This is a genomic window from Streptomyces sp. NPDC012510 (assembly GCF_042955065.1).
In the GTDB taxonomy this organism is placed as follows: Bacteria; Actinomycetota; Actinomycetes; order Streptomycetales; family Streptomycetaceae; genus Streptomyces.
This window is the reverse complement of record NZ_JBIBEN010000007.1, coordinates 167,369-181,934: the sequence shown is the minus strand read 5'-3', so window position 1 is coordinate 181,934 and position 14,566 is coordinate 167,369. Positions and strand designations below refer to the sequence as shown.

Here is a 14,566-nt window from a genome sequence, read left to right as displayed (position 1 = left end):
TTTTCGTGGCCATCCGCGTCCTACTGGTCGACGACCAGCCGCTGCTGCGTACCGGGTTCCGGATGATTCTGGAGGCGGAGCAGGATCTCGCGGTCGTCGGGGAGGCCGGGGACGGTCTTCAGGCGCTCGACCAGGTGCGGGCGTTGCAGCCCGATGTGGTTCTGATGGACATCCGTATGCCCCGGATGGACGGGGTGGAGGCGACTCGGCAGATCACCGGGCCTGGGCGGGACGGTCCGGCGAAGGTGCTGGTGCTGACCACGTTCGATCTGGACGAGTACGTGGTGGAGGCGTTGCGGGCGGGTGCCAGCGGGTTCCTGCTCAAGGACGCGCCGGCGAACGAGTTGGTGCAGGCGATCCGGGTGGTCGCGGCGGGTGAGGCGATGCTCGCGCCGAGCATCACGCGTCGGCTGCTCGACAAGTACGCGGGGCATCTGCCGTCGGGGGACGAGCCGGTGCCGGACACGCTGCACACGTTGACCGACCGTGAGGTCGAGGTGCTGAAGCTGGTGGCGCGTGGTCTGTCGAACGCGGAGATCGCCGCCGATCTGTTCGTCAGCGAGACGACCGTCAAGACGCATGTGGGGCATGTGCTGACCAAGCTGGGGCTGCGTGACCGGGTGCAGGCGGCGGTGTACGCGTACGAGAGCGGGCTGGTGCGTCCCGGCGCGCAGTAGCCGGCCGGCCTCGTGCAGAAGCGCTGAGGGCGCCCTCTTCCTGGGAGGAGGGCGCCTTCGGTCGTGTGGGGCGGTGGAGTGTCAGCCCTTGCTGAGTTCCCAGAAGCGGAAGACGGTCGACGCGTCGAGGCAGTACTCCAGGCCGTAGACGTCGTCGCGGACGACGGCGTACTGCTTGGCCTGCCAGACGGGGATGAGGGGGACCTCGGCGGCGACGATGTTCTGCAGTTCGGCGTACTCCTTCTCCGTGGAGGAGCGCTCGCTCTCGGCGGCGGTCCTGGTGAGGAGTTCACCGGTGATGGTGTCGTTGGTGTAGTTGTTGCCCAGCACGTTGCCCTTGCCGAAGAACGGGCTGGTGAAGTTGTCGGGGTCCGGGTAGTCGGGGACCCAACCCTTCACGTACACGCCGTACTTGCCGGCGGCGATGTCCTTCTCGTACTGGGCGAAGGCCACGGACTTGACCTTGGCGTCGAACAGCCCGCTGTCGTTGAGCTGTTCGGCGATGGCCTCCAACTCCTGGTCGGTGGAGGGGCCGTAGCGCGTGGGCGTGGACCACAGGGTCAGTTCGACCTTGTCGGTGATGCCGTCGGCGCGCAGGGCGGCCTGGGCCTTGGTCTTGGAGGGGCGGGCGCCGTAGGTGTCGAAGAAGGCCGTGTTGTGGCCGGTGATGCCGGCCGGGATGATCGAGTACAGCGGGGTGGCGGTGCCCTGGTAGACCTCGTCCACGAGGGCTTCGCGGTCGAGGAGGTGGGCGATGGCCTTGCGGACGCCGAGCTTTCCGGCCACGGGATCGTCCATGTTGAAGACGAGGTGCTGGACCTCTGCGCCGGTGCCGTCGACGATGTCGACGCCGTTGGCGGTGGAGGTCTCGGTCTCGATGTCGGAGATGTCGGAGGCGCTGAGGCCGCGGTAGGTGACGTCGAGGTCGCCCTCCAGCAGGGCCTTCTTCAGGGCATCCTGGTCGCCGTGGAAGAACTTGAGGGTGACGCCGCTGTTCTCCACGTCGGCGTTGCCGCTGTAGTTCTCGTTGACGGAGAAGACGGCCTCGTCCTCACCGAAGGACTCCAGCTTGTAGGGCCCGGAGCCGACCGCCTCGCCGTCCTTGCGGAGGCCGTCGGCGTCGTAGGAGCTCTCGTCGACGATCGAGCCGGCGCCGGAGGCGATCTTGCTGGGGAAGGTGGCGTCGGCGTACTTGAGCTGGAAGCGGACGGTCTTGTCGTCCGGTGTCTCGACCTTGTCGAGCATGGGGAACATGATCGCGGGGCCGGCGGCGTCGTTGATCTTCAGCATGCGGTCGAAGGAGAACTTGACGTCCTTGGCGGTGAGCGCCTCACCGTTGCTGAACTTCAGGCCGTCCTTGAGGGTGCACTCGTAGACCTTGGTGCCGCTGTCCGCGAAGGAGCACTCCTCGGCGAGGTCGGGTTCGGGTTCGGTGGCGCCGTTGGGGAAGCTCAGCAGCGACTGGAAGACGTTGTTGAAGAGGAGCCAGGATCCTGGGTCGTAGCCGGAGGCGGGGTCGGTGGCCAGGACGTCGTCGGACATCCCCATCACCACGTTGGAGCCGGAGCCCCCGGATCCCCCCGATTCGGAGCCGCAACCGGTCAGCAGGCCGGCGGCAAGCCCTGTCGCGATGGTCAGGACGGGCCACTGGGTGCGTATGTTCACGTATGGATGCCTTGTGTCGTCGGTGCATTGCGGGCGCGCTCCGGGCTCCCCCGAGGCCGTTCGGCCTCGCCCGGGGCGTGTGGTGAGGTGAGGGTGCGTCAGTCGTCCCTGCCGCGGCTGAGCTCCCAGAGCTGGAGCGTCGAGGCGGCGTTGAGGGCGTATTCGGCGCCGGTGATGTCGTCGCGGGCGGCGACGTACTGGTTGCCCTGCCACAGCGGCAGGACCGGCACGTCGTCGGCGACGATGTCCTGGATGCCGGTGAGGGTCCCCGAGGCGCTGAGGCGGTCGGCCGCGCGGCGGGACTCCGGGATCAGCCTGCCCCGGATCTCGCTGTTGGCGTACGGCGAGCCGAGGAAGTTGTCCTTGTCGAGGAAGGGCGCGAGGTAGTTGTCGGCGTCGGGGAAGTCCGGGAACCAGCCCATGCCGTAGGCGGCGTACTCGCCCTCCTGTTCGGCGGGGCGGAACGTGGACCAGGGGGCGCCCTTGATGGTGACGTCGAACAGTCCGCTGTCGTCGAGCTGCTTCTTCAGCAGCTCGAACTCCTTCTTGGTGGCCGCGCCGTAGTGGTCGGTCGTGTAGTGGAGGGTCAGCTTCACCGGGGTGGCGACACCGGCCGCTTGCAGGGTGGACCTGGCGTGGGCGGGGTTCGGGTCGCCGTACTTGTTGAAGAACGAGTTGGAGTGGCCGGTGATGCCTGCGGGGACCAGGGAGAAGAGGGGTTCGGCCTGGGAGCCGTACACCTTGGAGACGAGTTCGCCGCGGTCGATGATCTCGGCCATGGCACGGCGGACGGCGGTGCTCCTGACCGGCGAGGCCTTGGTGTTGAAGGCGAGGTAGCGGATCTCCAGGCCGGCGGACTCGATGACGTCGATGTCCTTGTTCTCGGAGCCGGAGAGCGCGGTGATCTGTTCGGGCGTCATGGTGCGGGTCATCAGGTCGATGTCGCCGTCCTTCAGGGCGGCGCCCATGGCGTCGGCGCTCTCGAAGGAGCGCAGCTCGACCTCGTCGTTCTTCGGGTCCAACTGCCCCCGGTAGCGGGGGTTCTTGGTGAAGACGGCCTTGACCAGCTCACCGCCCTTGACCTGGGCGTCCAGGGTGTAGGGGCCGGAGCCGTCGACCTGGAAGCCGTCGCGCAGTCTGTCCTTGTCGTAGTCGGCCGGGTTGACGATGCCGGCGACGGGGGTGGACAGCTTGTACGGGAGGGTGGCGTCGGGGCTGTTGAGGTGGAAGATCACCTCGTTGTCGCCCTTGGTCTCGACGAGGTCGATGGTGGACAGCAGGGCGAAGACACCGCTGTCGGCCTTGAGGGAGCGGGCGCGGTCGATGGAGAACTTCACGTCCTGGGCGGTGACCGGGCTGCCGTCGGCGAATCGCAGGCCGTCGCGGAGGGTGCAGACGTAGCGCTCGTTGCCGGTGTCGGTGAAGGAGCAACTGGAGGCGGCCTCGGGTTCCGGTTCGCCGTCGCCCCGTGGCTGGACCAGGAGGGTCTGGACGGTCTGGCGGAGGATGTTCCACGTGCCGACGTCGTAGGCGTAGGCCGGGTCGAGGGGGGCCGGGGCGTCGTTCGAGGCGGTGAACCGGTCGGTGGTGCCGACGACGATCGTGTCACCGCTGCCGCCCGCGCTGTCGGTCGCTCCGCAGGCGGCGAGTACCGGGGCAAGCAGACCGATCACGGCCGGCAGCACCAGGGTCTTGCGGTTCATGCTCGTGTTTCTCCAGAGCTGTGGTCCGGGACGGGTGCCGGCGGGGTGGTGCGAGCGCGTCACGGGAAGTACGGCGATGTTCTCTCCTCGAGATTAGCCCGCACCGCCAGAGAGGCTCTTACGCACCGGAGTTGAGTTCCCATCACGCTGCGGAACCGGCTGCGGACGCAGATGGTGTAGCACGCACGGAATGTTTGGGTGCACCGTGCACCAATCGGGACACAAGGGCGCGCCGAACGCCCCTGATGGCGGGGGTTGGGCGCGCCGAACGGGGCCCCGAGGGCCCCGTTCGAGTGGGCAACGTCACAGCCGGAAAGGGCTTCCCAAGGCCGGGAAAGCAGTCAGTCCCGGCCGATTGAATTCCCCGGACCGAACCCTGTGGGTGATCTTGGAATTTCTTGCGCTTTCAATTGACCGTCGTCGCAATCAGGCCGCGCAGAAATGGCAGATCGACCTCTTCCAGTGACGTCACCACGGTGCGCCGCGCGGCGGGGGCGATGGGGGCCACGGAGGGGACGGCGACGACATGGCACCCGGCGGCCTCGGCGGCGGCGACACCGGTCGCGGTGTCCTCGACGACCGCGCACCTGGCGGGATCCGCGCCCAGCCCGGAGGCCGCGAGGAGGTAGGGATCGGGGAACGGCTTGGTCCGCTCGACCTCGTCACCGGCCACGGTCAGCGCGAAGTACTGGGGGCCTAGGGAGGTCAGGACGCGGTCGATGATGCGTCGGTGCGAGGCGGAGACCAGGGCGGTGGGCACGCTGTGCGCGGCGAGCTCGGCGAGGAGTCTGGAGGCGCCGGGCATCAGCGGCAGCGCGCGCCCGATGCGTGCCTCGAATCCGTCGTTGAGCAGCACGGACAGCTCGGCGAGGGTGATGTCCGCGCCGGTGGCCTCGATCAGGAAACCCGCGCTGCGGCTCATCGGGCCGCCGACCACGACATGGCGCCAGGAGTCGTCGAGGGTGTGGCCGAGGGCGGCGAAGACCTCCACCTCCACGTCCCACCAGAAGCCCTCGGTGTCCACCAGGGTGCCGTCCATGTCGAGGAGCACGGCCTGCAGGGCGGAGCCTTCGGCCGTACGGGTTCCTAGCGCGGGGATCGTCGTGGTCATCCGGCGCACCTCCTTGTGGGACGAGCAGGCCGGTTCCCGGGTGGGGAACCGGCCTGCGGTGGACCGACCAGTGTACGACGTCGCGAGAGGAAGCGCCCTTCAGCCGAGGTTGGGGACCGCACCGCGCCTCGCCGGGGGCGCGGGGAGCTGCGCGGCCAGCCACGACGGCGCCGCGGACGAACACCGCCCGCCCAGCGGAGCGCCGCGGCGGAGCTACCTCGCGTTGAAGTACTTCGCCTCCGGGTGATGGATCACGATCGCGTCCGTGGACTGCTCGGGGTGGAGCTGGAACTCCTCCGAGAGCCGTACGCCGATCCGCTCGGGCTCCAGCAGCTCCGCGATCTTGGCCCGGTCCTCCAGGTCGGGACAGGCGCCGTAGCCGAGGGAGAAGCGGGCACCCCGGTACTTGAGGTCGAACATGTCTTCGATCGCCGCCGGGTCCTCACCGGCGAAGCCCAGCTCGGAGCGGACGCGCGCGTGCCAGTACTCGGCGAGGGCCTCGGCGAGCTGCACGGACAGGCCGTGGAGTTCGAGGTAGTCACGGTAGGCGTTGGACTCGAAGAGCTTGGCGGTCTCCTCGCCGATGCGGGAGCCGACGGTGACGACCTGGAGGCCGACCACGTCGGTCTCGCCGGACTCCTCCGGGCGGAAGAAGTCGGCCAGGCACAGGCGGCGGCCGCGGCGCTGGCGGGGGAAGGAGAAGCGAGTGCGCTCGTTGCCGTCGTCGTCGAGGATGATCAGGTCGTCGTCCTTGGAGACACACGGGAAGTAGCCGTAGACGACGGCCGCTTCGAGGAGGTTCTCCGTCTGCAGCTTGTCCAGCAGACCGCGCAGCCGGGGCCGGCCCTCGGTCTCGACAAGCTCCTCGTACGTCGGCCCGTCGCCCGTGCGGGCCTGCTTCAGGCCCCACTGGCCCTTGAAGAGGGCTCCCTCGTCCAGCCAGGTCGCGTACTCCTTGAGCTGGATGCCCTTGACGACGCGGGTGCCCCGGAACGGCGGGGTGGGGACCGGGTTGTCGACGGCGACGTCGGAACGGACGTGCCCCTCCTCGGGGCGCTCCTCGACCACGGTGGCGGTCGTGGCACGGACCCTGCGCTGCTTCAGCTCGGGCAGCTTCGCGCCGGGGACGCCCCGCTTGACGCCGATGAGCGCGTCCATCAGGCGCAGGCCCTCGAAGGCGTCGCGGGCGTAGCGGACCTCGCCCTGGTAGATCTCGTGCAGGTCCTGCTCGACATAGGCCCGGGTCAGGGCGGCGCCGCCCAGGATGACCGGGTAGTCGGCGGCCAGACCGCGCTGGTTGAGCTCCTCCAGGTTCTCCTTCATGATCACCGTGGACTTGACCAGGAGCCCGGACATGCCGATGACGTCGGCGCGGTGCTCGGCGGCGGCGTCCAGGATCGCGGAGACCGGCTGCTTGATGCCGAGGTTGACGACGTTGTAGCCGTTGTTGGACAGGATGATGTCGACGAGGTTCTTGCCGATGTCATGCACGTCGCCGCGCACGGTCGCGAGCACGATGGTGCCCTTGCCCTCCGCGTCCGACTTCTCCATGTGCGGCTCCAGATAGGCGACCGCGGACTTCATCACCTCGGCGGACTGCAGCACGAACGGCAGCTGCATCTGCCCCGAGCCGAACAGTTCACCGACGACCTTCATCCCGTCCAGCAGGGTGTCGTTGACGATGTCGAGAGCGGGGCGGTCCTGGAGGGCGGCGTCCAGGTCGGCCTCGAGGCCGTTCTTCTCGCCGTCGATGATGCGGCGCTTGAGGCGCTCCTCCAGCGGGAGGGCGGCCAGTTCTTCGGCCTTGCCCGCCTTCAACGACTTGGCGGTGGCACCCTCGAAGAGCTGCATGAGCTTCTGGAGGGGGTCGTAGCCCTCAGCGCGGCGGTCGTAGATGAGGTCGAGGGCGGTGGTGACCTGCTCGTCGTCGAAGCGGGCGATCGGCAGGATCTTGCTGGCGTGCACGATCGCCGAGTCAAGGCCCGCCTTCACACACTCGTCCAGGAAGACGGAGTTGAGCAGGATCCGGGCGGCCGGGTTGAGGCCGAAGGAGATGTTCGACAGACCGAGGGTGGTCTGGACGTCCGGGTGGCGGCGCTTGAGTTCGCGGATCGCCTCGATGGTGGCGATGCCGTCCCCCCGGGACTCCTCCTGACCGGTGCAGATGGTGAAGGTCAGGGTGTCGATGAGGATGTCCGACTCGTGGATGCCCCAGTTCCCGGTGAGGTCGTCGATGAGCCGTTCGGCGATCTCGACCTTCTTCTCGGGGGTCCGGGCCTGGCCCTCCTCGTCGATGGTCAGCGCGATCAGCGCGGCACCGTGCTCCTGCGCGAGCCGGGTGACCTTGGCGAAGCGGGACTCGGGGCCGTCACCGTCCTCGTAGTTGACGGAGTTGATGACGGCCCGGCCGCCCAGCTTCTCCAGCCCGGCCTCGATGACGTCCACCTCGGTGGAGTCGAGGACGATGGGGAGGGTGGAGGCCGTGGCGAAACGGCCGGCGAGTTCGGCCATGTCGGCGACGCCGTCGCGGCCCACGTAGTCGACGCAGAGGTCGAGCATGTGGGCGCCTTCGCGGATCTGGTCGCGGGCCATCTCCACACAGTCGTCCCAGCGGGCTTCCAGCATGGCCTCGCGGAACTTCTTGGAGCCGTTGGCGTTCGTCCGCTCCCCGATCGCCATGTAGGAGGTGTCCTGGCGGAAGGGGACCGTCTGGTAGAGGGAGGCGGCGCCGGGTTCGGGCTGCGGGTGGCGTTCGGCGGGCGTGGTGCCCCGCACGCGCTCCACGAGTTGGCGCAGGTGTTCGGGGGTGGTGCCGCAACAGCCGCCGACCAGGTTCAGTCCGTAGTCGCGTACGAAGGTGTCCTGGGCGTCGGCAAGGCCCTCGGGGCCTAGCGGGAAGTGGGCGCCGTCCTTGGTGAGGATCGGCAGGCCCGCGTTGGGCATGCACAGCAGCGGGGTGCGCGAGTGGCGGGCCAGATAGCGCAGGTGCTCGCTCATCTCGGCGGGGCCGGTGGAGCAGTTCAGGCCGATCATGTCGATGCCGAGCGGCTCCAGCGCGGTCAGCGCGGCGCCGATCTCCGAGCCCAGCAGCATCGTGCCGGTCGTCTCGAACGCCATCGAGACCAGCAGGGGCACGTCGGTGCCGGTGGCCTCCATGGCGCGGCGGGCGCCCAGGATCGAGGACTTCGTCTGGAGGAGGTCCTGTGTGGTCTCCACGATGAGGGCGTCCGCGCCGCCGGCGAGCAGGCCCTCGGCGTTCGCCTGGAAGCCGTCGCGGAGCGTGGTGTAGCCGATGTGGCCGAGGGTCGGCAGCTTCGTACCCGGGCCGATGGAGCCGAGGACCCAGCGCTGGCGGCCGTCGCGGGCGCCGAACTCGTCGGCGGTCTCGCGGGCGATCCGGGCGCCGGCCTCGGACAGCTCGTACACGCGCTCGGCGATGTCGTATTCGGCCATCGCGGTGTGGTTGGCACCGAAGGTGTTCGTCTCGACGCAGTCGACGCCCACCGAGAAGTACTCCTCGTGGACGGAGCGGACGATGTCGGGGCGGGTGATGTTCAGGATTTCGTTGCAGCCTTCGAGGTTCTCGAAGTCCTTCAGCGTGGGGTCCTGGGCCTGGAGCATGGTGCCCATGGCGCCGTCGGCGACCACCACCCGGGTGGCGAGGGCCTCGCGCAGTGTGTCGGATCGGGCCCGGCCTGCGGCGGCGGACGTAGGGGACGGGTTCGGCAACGAGGCCATGGAGCTGCTCCCTGGAGTGCGACGGCTGTCGGCTTTGCGGCTTCCCGCGGAAGGCGCACGCCGCAAGGGTAGCCCGGAGCGGCGCGAATGGTCAGGGCGTCCACGGGACGGACGGGCGTGGCGTGCGGAGCCGGGTGCGGTTTACTCCCACGACGAAGAACGACGGACACCGCTCCGACACCGTACGGCCATCCCACGATCACACGATCGCGCGACGGACACCGGACGGGCACGGGAAGAGCACCATGCGGCGAGCGTGGCCGAAAAGCTGTTGACTGCCATTGGCGAGAGGTCGACATCGACCGGTAGTGTTCGACATTGCCGAACGCAGGTGTTCAATCGCGTACGGCAGTCGAAGGGGACGGAGGCAGGACGGCGATGGCACGGAACATCCAGTCGCTCGAACGGGCGGCCGCGATGCTGCGGTTGCTCGCGGGCGGCGAGCGGCGGCTCGGCCTGTCGGACATCGCCTCGTCGCTGGGCCTCGCCAAGGGCACAGCCCACGGCATACTGCGCACCCTCCAGCAGGAGGGATTCGTCGAGCAGGACGACGCCTCCGGGCGGTACCAGCTGGGGGCCGAGCTACTGCGGCTCGGGACCACCTATCTTGACGTGCACGAGTTGCGTGCCCGCGCCCTGGTCTGGACGGACGACCTGGCCCGCTCCAGCGGGGAGAGCGTCCATCTGGGGGTGCTGCACCAGCGGGGAGTGCTGATCGTGCACCACGTCTTCCGGCCCGACGACAGCCGGCAGGTCCTGGAGATCGGGGCCATGCAGCCCCTGCACTCCACCGCCCTCGGCAAGGTCCTGGCCGCCTACGACCCCGTGGCGCACAGCGAGGCCCTGGAGGCCGAGCGCAAGGCGTTCACCGAGCGGACCGTCTTCGCGCTGGACGACTTCGAGGGCGTCCTGGACCTCACTCGGGCCCGCGGGTACGCGGCCGATGTCGAGGAGACCTGGGAGGGCGTCGCCTCCATCGCCGCCCCCATCCACGACCGGCGACGCATGCCCGTCGGGGCGGTCGGCATCACCGGCGCCGTGGAGCGGCTGTGCCGCGAGGGCGGCGAGCTGCGCCCCGAACTGATCGCGGCCGTACGGGACTGCGCCCGCGCGGTGTCGCGGGACCTGGGCGCGGCACGGTTCTGACGGCTCTGCCCGTCGGCACGGCGAAGGCCGGGACACCGGAGGTGTCCCGGCCTTCGCCGTGCCGACGCACGTCAGGCGTCCGGACGGGATACCGCGGCAGCCTCCCCGGACTGGCAGGCCGTTCGAACAGTAACGATCGCGCTTCCCATCACACAGCTCTTGACTCACCTGTGACGCCGGAGCGAGACTCCCGTCCATCGGTCGACATTGTCGAACACCTACCGGCAACACGCGCTAGGGTGTGACAGCGCCACGGGCCGAACTCTCTTTCCCCTGGACGAAGGACAAAGGAGTCGCGGGTGTCCAGCTCCGACATCTTCATCGGCGAGACCATCGGTACCGCCATACTCATCCTGCTCGGCGGTGGCGTCTGCGCGGCCGTCACGCTGAAGGCCTCCAAGGCCCGTAACGCCGGTTGGCTCGCCATCACCTTCGGGTGGGGTTTTGCCGTTCTGACGGCCGTCTACACCTCCGCGCCGCTCTCCGGCGCCCACCTGAACCCGGCCGTGACCCTCGCGCTCGCGCTGAAGAAGGACGGCATCGAGTGGAGTGACGTCCCCGTGTACTGGGGCGGGCAGTTGCTCGGCGCCATGATCGGTGCCGCTCTGGTCTGGGTCGCCTATTACGGCCAGTTCCACGCCCACCTCACCGACCGGGAGATCGTGGGCCAGCCGGCGAAGGCCGCCAAGACCAAGTCCGTCGAGGCCCGGGAGGCCGCCGCCGGCCCCGTGCTCGGCGTCTTCTCCACCGGCCCCGAGGTCCGCGTCGCGTGGCAGAACATCGCCACCGAGGTCCTCGGCACCATCATCCTGGTCCTGGCGGTCCTCACCCAGGGCCTGAACGGCGAGGGCAAGGGTCTCGGCACGCTCGGCGCCCTGGTCACCGCGCTCGTCGTGGTCTCGATCGGTCTGTCCCTCGGCGGCCCGACCGGCTATGCGATCAACCCGGCCCGTGACCTCGGCCCGCGTATCGTCCACGCCCTTCTGCCCCTGCCCAACAAGGGGGGCTCCGACTGGGGCTACGCCTGGGTCCCGGTGGTCGGTCCCCTGCTCGGCGCCGCTGTCGCCGCAGGCATCTACAACGTCGCGTTCGCCTAGGAGCAGCGCGCCGCCGACTCCGAAAGCCGCGTGATGTGGAAGCCACGTGAAGTGGAAGCCACGTGAAGTGGAAGCCATGTGATGCCGAAGCCATGTGATGCCGAAGCCATGTGATTTCGCGAAACGCTCAGCACGCGCCGTACGTACAGCCCTTTGACCAGTGAACCTTCAGGAGCACACCGTGAGCGACGCCCACACCGCCGGCCCCTTCATCGCCGCCATCGACCAGGGCACCACCTCCAGCCGCTGCATCGTCTTCGACCGCGACGGGCGCATCGTCTCCGTCGACCAGAAGGAGCACGAGCAGATCTTCCCCAAGCCGGGCTGGGTCGAGCACAACGCCAACGAGATCTGGACCAACGTCCAGGAAGTCGTCGCCGGGGCCATCGAGAAGGCCGGCATCACCCGTGACGACATCAAGGCCATCGGCATCACCAACCAGCGCGAGACCACGCTGCTCTGGGACAAGAACACCGGTGAGCCCGTCCACAACGCCATCGTCTGGCAGGACACCCGCACCGACGCCCTGTGCAAGGAACTCGGCCGCAACGTCGGCCAGGACCGCTTCCGCCGCGAGACCGGTCTGCCGCTGGCCTCCTACTTCGCGGGGCCCAAGGCCCGCTGGCTGCTGGACAACGTCGAGGGTCTGCGGGAGCGCGCCGAGGCCGGCGACATCCTCTTCGGCACCATGGACAGCTGGGTCATCTGGAACCTGACGGGCGGCGTCAACGGCGGCCACCACGTCACCGACGTGACGAACGCGTCCCGCACCCTCCTGATGAACCTGCACACCCTGCAGTGGGACGAGAAGATCGCCGAGTCCATCGGCGTCCCGCTGTCGATGCTCCCGGAGATCCGTTCCTCCGCCGAGGTCTACGGCGAGATCACCGGCGGCAAGCTCGGTGACCTGCTCGGTGGCATCCCGGTCGCGTCCGCGCTCGGGGACCAGCAGGCGGCCCTGTTCGGCCAGACCTGTTTCGCCGAGGGTGAGGCCAAGTCCACGTACGGCACCGGCACCTTCATGCTGATGAACACCGGCGAGAAGATCATCAACTCGTACTCGGGCCTGCTGACCACCGTCGGCTACCGCATCGGCGACCAGGCCCCGGTGTACGCGCTGGAGGGCTCGATCGCCGTCACCGGTTCGCTGGTGCAGTGGATGCGCGACCAGATGGGTCTCATCTCCACGGCCGCCGAGATCGAGACGCTGGCGCTCTCGGTCGAGGACAACGGCGGCGCGTACTTCGTACCGGCCTTCTCCGGTCTGTTCGCCCCGTACTGGCGCTCCGACGCCCGCGGTGTGATCGCCGGTCTCACCCGGTACGTCACCAAGGCGCACCTCGCGCGCGCCGTCCTGGAGGCCACCGCCTGGCAGACCCGTGAGATCACGGACGCCATGACCAAGGACTCGGGCGTCGAGCTCGCGGCCCTCAAGGTCGACGGCGGCATGACCTCCAACAACCTGCTGATGCAGACGCTCTCGGACTTCCTGGACGCCCCCGTGGTGCGCCCGATGGTCGCCGAGACCACCTGCCTCGGCGCCGCCTACGCCGCCGGTCTCGCCGTCGGCTTCTGGACCAACACCGACGACCTGCGCGCCAACTGGCGTCGGGCCGCCGAGTGGACCCCCCGCATGGACGCGGACACCCGCGACCGTGAGTACAAGAGCTGGCTCAAGGCCGTCGAGCGGACCATGGGCTGGCTCGAGGACGAGAGCTGAGCCGAGGGCCCGCCAAGGCTCCGCACGCCGGCTCTGATGAGGAGTAAGAACCCGACATGACCACTCAGTCCACCCTGCAGACCCTGCCTGCCCTGGGGACGCGCCCGGCGTCCGGCTCGAACCCGAGCCGAGCCGAGACCCGGGAACAGCTCTCCAAGGCGTCGTACGACCTTCTCGTGATCGGCGGCGGCATCCTGGGCATCTCCACCGCCTGGCACGCCGCGCAGTCCGGGCTCAGGGTGGCGCTGGTCGACTCCGGCGACTTCGCCGGTGCCACCTCCTCCGCCTCCTCCAAGCTGCTCCACGGGGGTTTGCGCTATCTGCAGACCGGCGCGGTGAAGCTGGTGGCGGAGAACCACTTCGAGCGCCGTGCGGTCTCCCGCCAGGTGGCCCCCCACCTGGCGAACCCGCTCACGTTCTACCTCCCCGTGTACAAGGGCGGGCCGCACGGCGCGGCGAAGCTCGGGGCGGGCGTCTTCGCCTACTCCGCGCTGTCGGCGTTCGGCGACGGCGTGGGGCACCTCCTGTCCCCCGCCAAGGCGGCGCAGGACGTGCCAGAGCTGCGCACCGACAACCTCAAGGCCGTGGCCGTGTACGGCGACGACCAGATGAACGACTCCCGGATGGCGCTGATGACGGTCCGCGCGGCCGTCGACTCCGGCGCCGTCGTCCTCAACCACGCCGAGGTCACCGGGCTGCGTTTCACCAAGGGCCGGGTGACCGGTGCCGAGCTGCGTGACCGGCTCTCCGGTGACGAGTTCGGGGTCGGCGCGCGGCTGGTGCTCAACGCGACCGGGCCCTGGGTCGACCACCTGCGCAGGATGGAGGACCCGAACGCGGCGCCGTCCATCCGTCTGTCCAAGGGCGCGCACCTGGTGCTGAAGCGGACGGCTCCGTGGAAGGCCGCGCTCGCCACCCCCATCGACAAGTACCGCATCACCTTCGCCCTCCCCTGGGAGGACATGCTGCTGCTCGGCACGACCGACGAGGCGTACGAGGGCGACCCGGCGGACGTCGCGGTCAACGACAGGGACATCTCCCAGATCCTGGACGAGGCCGCGTACTCGATCCGGGACCAGCAGCTCGACCGTGATCTGATCACCTATGCCTTCGCGGGTCTGCGGGTGCTGCCGGGCGGGCCCGGCGACACGGCCAAGGCCAAGCGCGAGACTGTCGTGACCGAGGGCCGGGGCGGCATGCTGTCGGTGGCCGGCGGCAAGTGGACGACCTTCCGGCACATCGGCCGCACGATCATGAAGAAGCTTCAGGCGCTGCCCGGCCACCCGCTGGGCGAGGACTTCGAGCCGGTCGCCTCGCTGCCCAAGAAGCTGCCGCTGCCGGGTGTCGCCAACCCGCGCGCGGTCGCCCACCGGCTCCTCGTCGACCGTCCGGCGCCCGGTCCCCGCATGGGCGCCGACACCGCGCGGCACCTGGCCACGCACTACGGCTCGCTGGCCTTCGACATCGCCCGCCTCGCCAACGAGAACCCCGAGTTGGGTGAGCGCGTCCACCCCGACGCCCCCGAGATCTGGGCCCAGGTCGTCTACGCCCGTGACACCGAGTGGGCCGAGACCGCCGACGACGTGCTGCGCCGCCGGACCACCCTGACGATACGGGGGCTCGCGACGGACGAGGTCCGTGCGAAGGTCCAGGACCTGCTCGACAAGAAGTGACCGGCCCGGCGGGGCGGCGCCGTCCGACGGCTCCGC

At 69.2% G+C, this 14,566-nt stretch carries 9 protein-coding genes; 5 read left to right on the top strand and 4 right to left on the bottom strand.

Annotated features, from left to right (window positions below):
• Positions 1-5: 5 nt before the first annotated feature.
• Positions 6-677, top strand: coding sequence for a response regulator transcription factor (locus ACFY9I_RS15640; protein ID WP_261702934.1), 672 nt, complete (start codon positions 6-8; stop codon positions 675-677).
• Between the two features lie 81 nt (positions 678-758).
• Here the strand turns inward: ACFY9I_RS15640 and ACFY9I_RS15635 are convergent, their stop codons facing one another.
• From ACFY9I_RS15635 to metH, 4 genes are all read right to left on the bottom strand, one after another.
• A complete protein-coding gene (locus ACFY9I_RS15635) occupies positions 759-2,342 on the bottom strand; it encodes an ABC transporter substrate-binding protein (RefSeq protein WP_391001795.1) in 1,584 nt (527 codons plus the stop codon).
• 98 nt (positions 2,343-2,440) lie between these two features.
• Positions 2,441-4,045 (bottom strand): ABC transporter substrate-binding protein, encoded by a 1,605-nt coding sequence (locus ACFY9I_RS15630; RefSeq protein WP_391001793.1) that lies wholly within the window; start codon positions 4,043-4,045, stop codon positions 2,441-2,443.
• A gap of 406 nt (positions 4,046-4,451) precedes the next feature.
• On the bottom strand, positions 4,452-5,156 hold the full coding sequence (locus ACFY9I_RS15625; protein WP_391001791.1) for an HAD-IA family hydrolase: 705 nt from the start codon (positions 5,154-5,156) through the stop codon (positions 4,452-4,454).
• Between the two features lie 213 nt (positions 5,157-5,369).
• The gene (metH, locus tag ACFY9I_RS15620; protein WP_391001789.1) at positions 5,370-8,894 is read right to left on the bottom strand and encodes a methionine synthase; all 3,525 of its coding nucleotides are present in this window, start codon (positions 8,892-8,894) and stop codon (positions 5,370-5,372) included.
• Between the two features lie 378 nt (positions 8,895-9,272).
• Here metH and ACFY9I_RS15615 point away from each other — a divergent pair, with 378 nt between their 5' ends.
• The 4 genes from ACFY9I_RS15615 to ACFY9I_RS15600 all read left to right on the top strand — a co-directional run bounded on the left by ACFY9I_RS15615 (position 9,273) and on the right by ACFY9I_RS15600 (position 14,530).
• A complete protein-coding gene (locus ACFY9I_RS15615; RefSeq protein WP_391001787.1) occupies positions 9,273-10,040 on the top strand; it encodes an IclR family transcriptional regulator C-terminal domain-containing protein in 768 nt (255 codons plus the stop codon).
• A 299-nt stretch (positions 10,041-10,339) separates the two neighbouring features.
• Complete coding sequence (locus ACFY9I_RS15610; protein WP_391001785.1) at positions 10,340-11,137, top strand: MIP family channel protein; 798 nt, start codon at positions 10,340-10,342, stop codon at positions 11,135-11,137.
• A gap of 181 nt (positions 11,138-11,318) precedes the next feature.
• Positions 11,319-12,857: a glycerol kinase GlpK gene (glpK, locus tag ACFY9I_RS15605; RefSeq protein WP_391001783.1), complete on the top strand. Its 1,539-nt coding sequence runs from the start codon at positions 11,319-11,321 to the stop codon at positions 12,855-12,857.
• 56 nt (positions 12,858-12,913) lie between these two features.
• A complete protein-coding gene (locus ACFY9I_RS15600) occupies positions 12,914-14,530 on the top strand; it encodes an FAD-dependent oxidoreductase (protein ID WP_391001781.1) in 1,617 nt (538 codons plus the stop codon).
• The last annotated feature ends 36 nt before the right edge of the window (positions 14,531-14,566 follow it).

Coding starts and splice junctions, on each gene's coding strand:
- ACFY9I_RS15630 (WP_391001793.1), bottom strand. CDS start 4,045: ATGAACCGCAAGACCCTGGTGCTGCCGGCCGTGATCGGTCTGCTTGCC.
- ACFY9I_RS15625 (WP_391001791.1), bottom strand. CDS start 5,156: ATGACCACGACGATCCCCGCGCTAGGAACCCGTACGGCCGAAGGCTCC.
- metH (WP_391001789.1), bottom strand. CDS start 8,894: ATGGCCTCGTTGCCGAACCCGTCCCCTACGTCCGCCGCCGCAGGCCGG.
- ACFY9I_RS15615 (WP_391001787.1), top strand. CDS start 9,273: ATGGCACGGAACATCCAGTCGCTCGAACGGGCGGCCGCGATGCTGCGG.
- ACFY9I_RS15600 (WP_391001781.1), top strand. CDS start 12,914: ATGACCACTCAGTCCACCCTGCAGACCCTGCCTGCCCTGGGGACGCGC.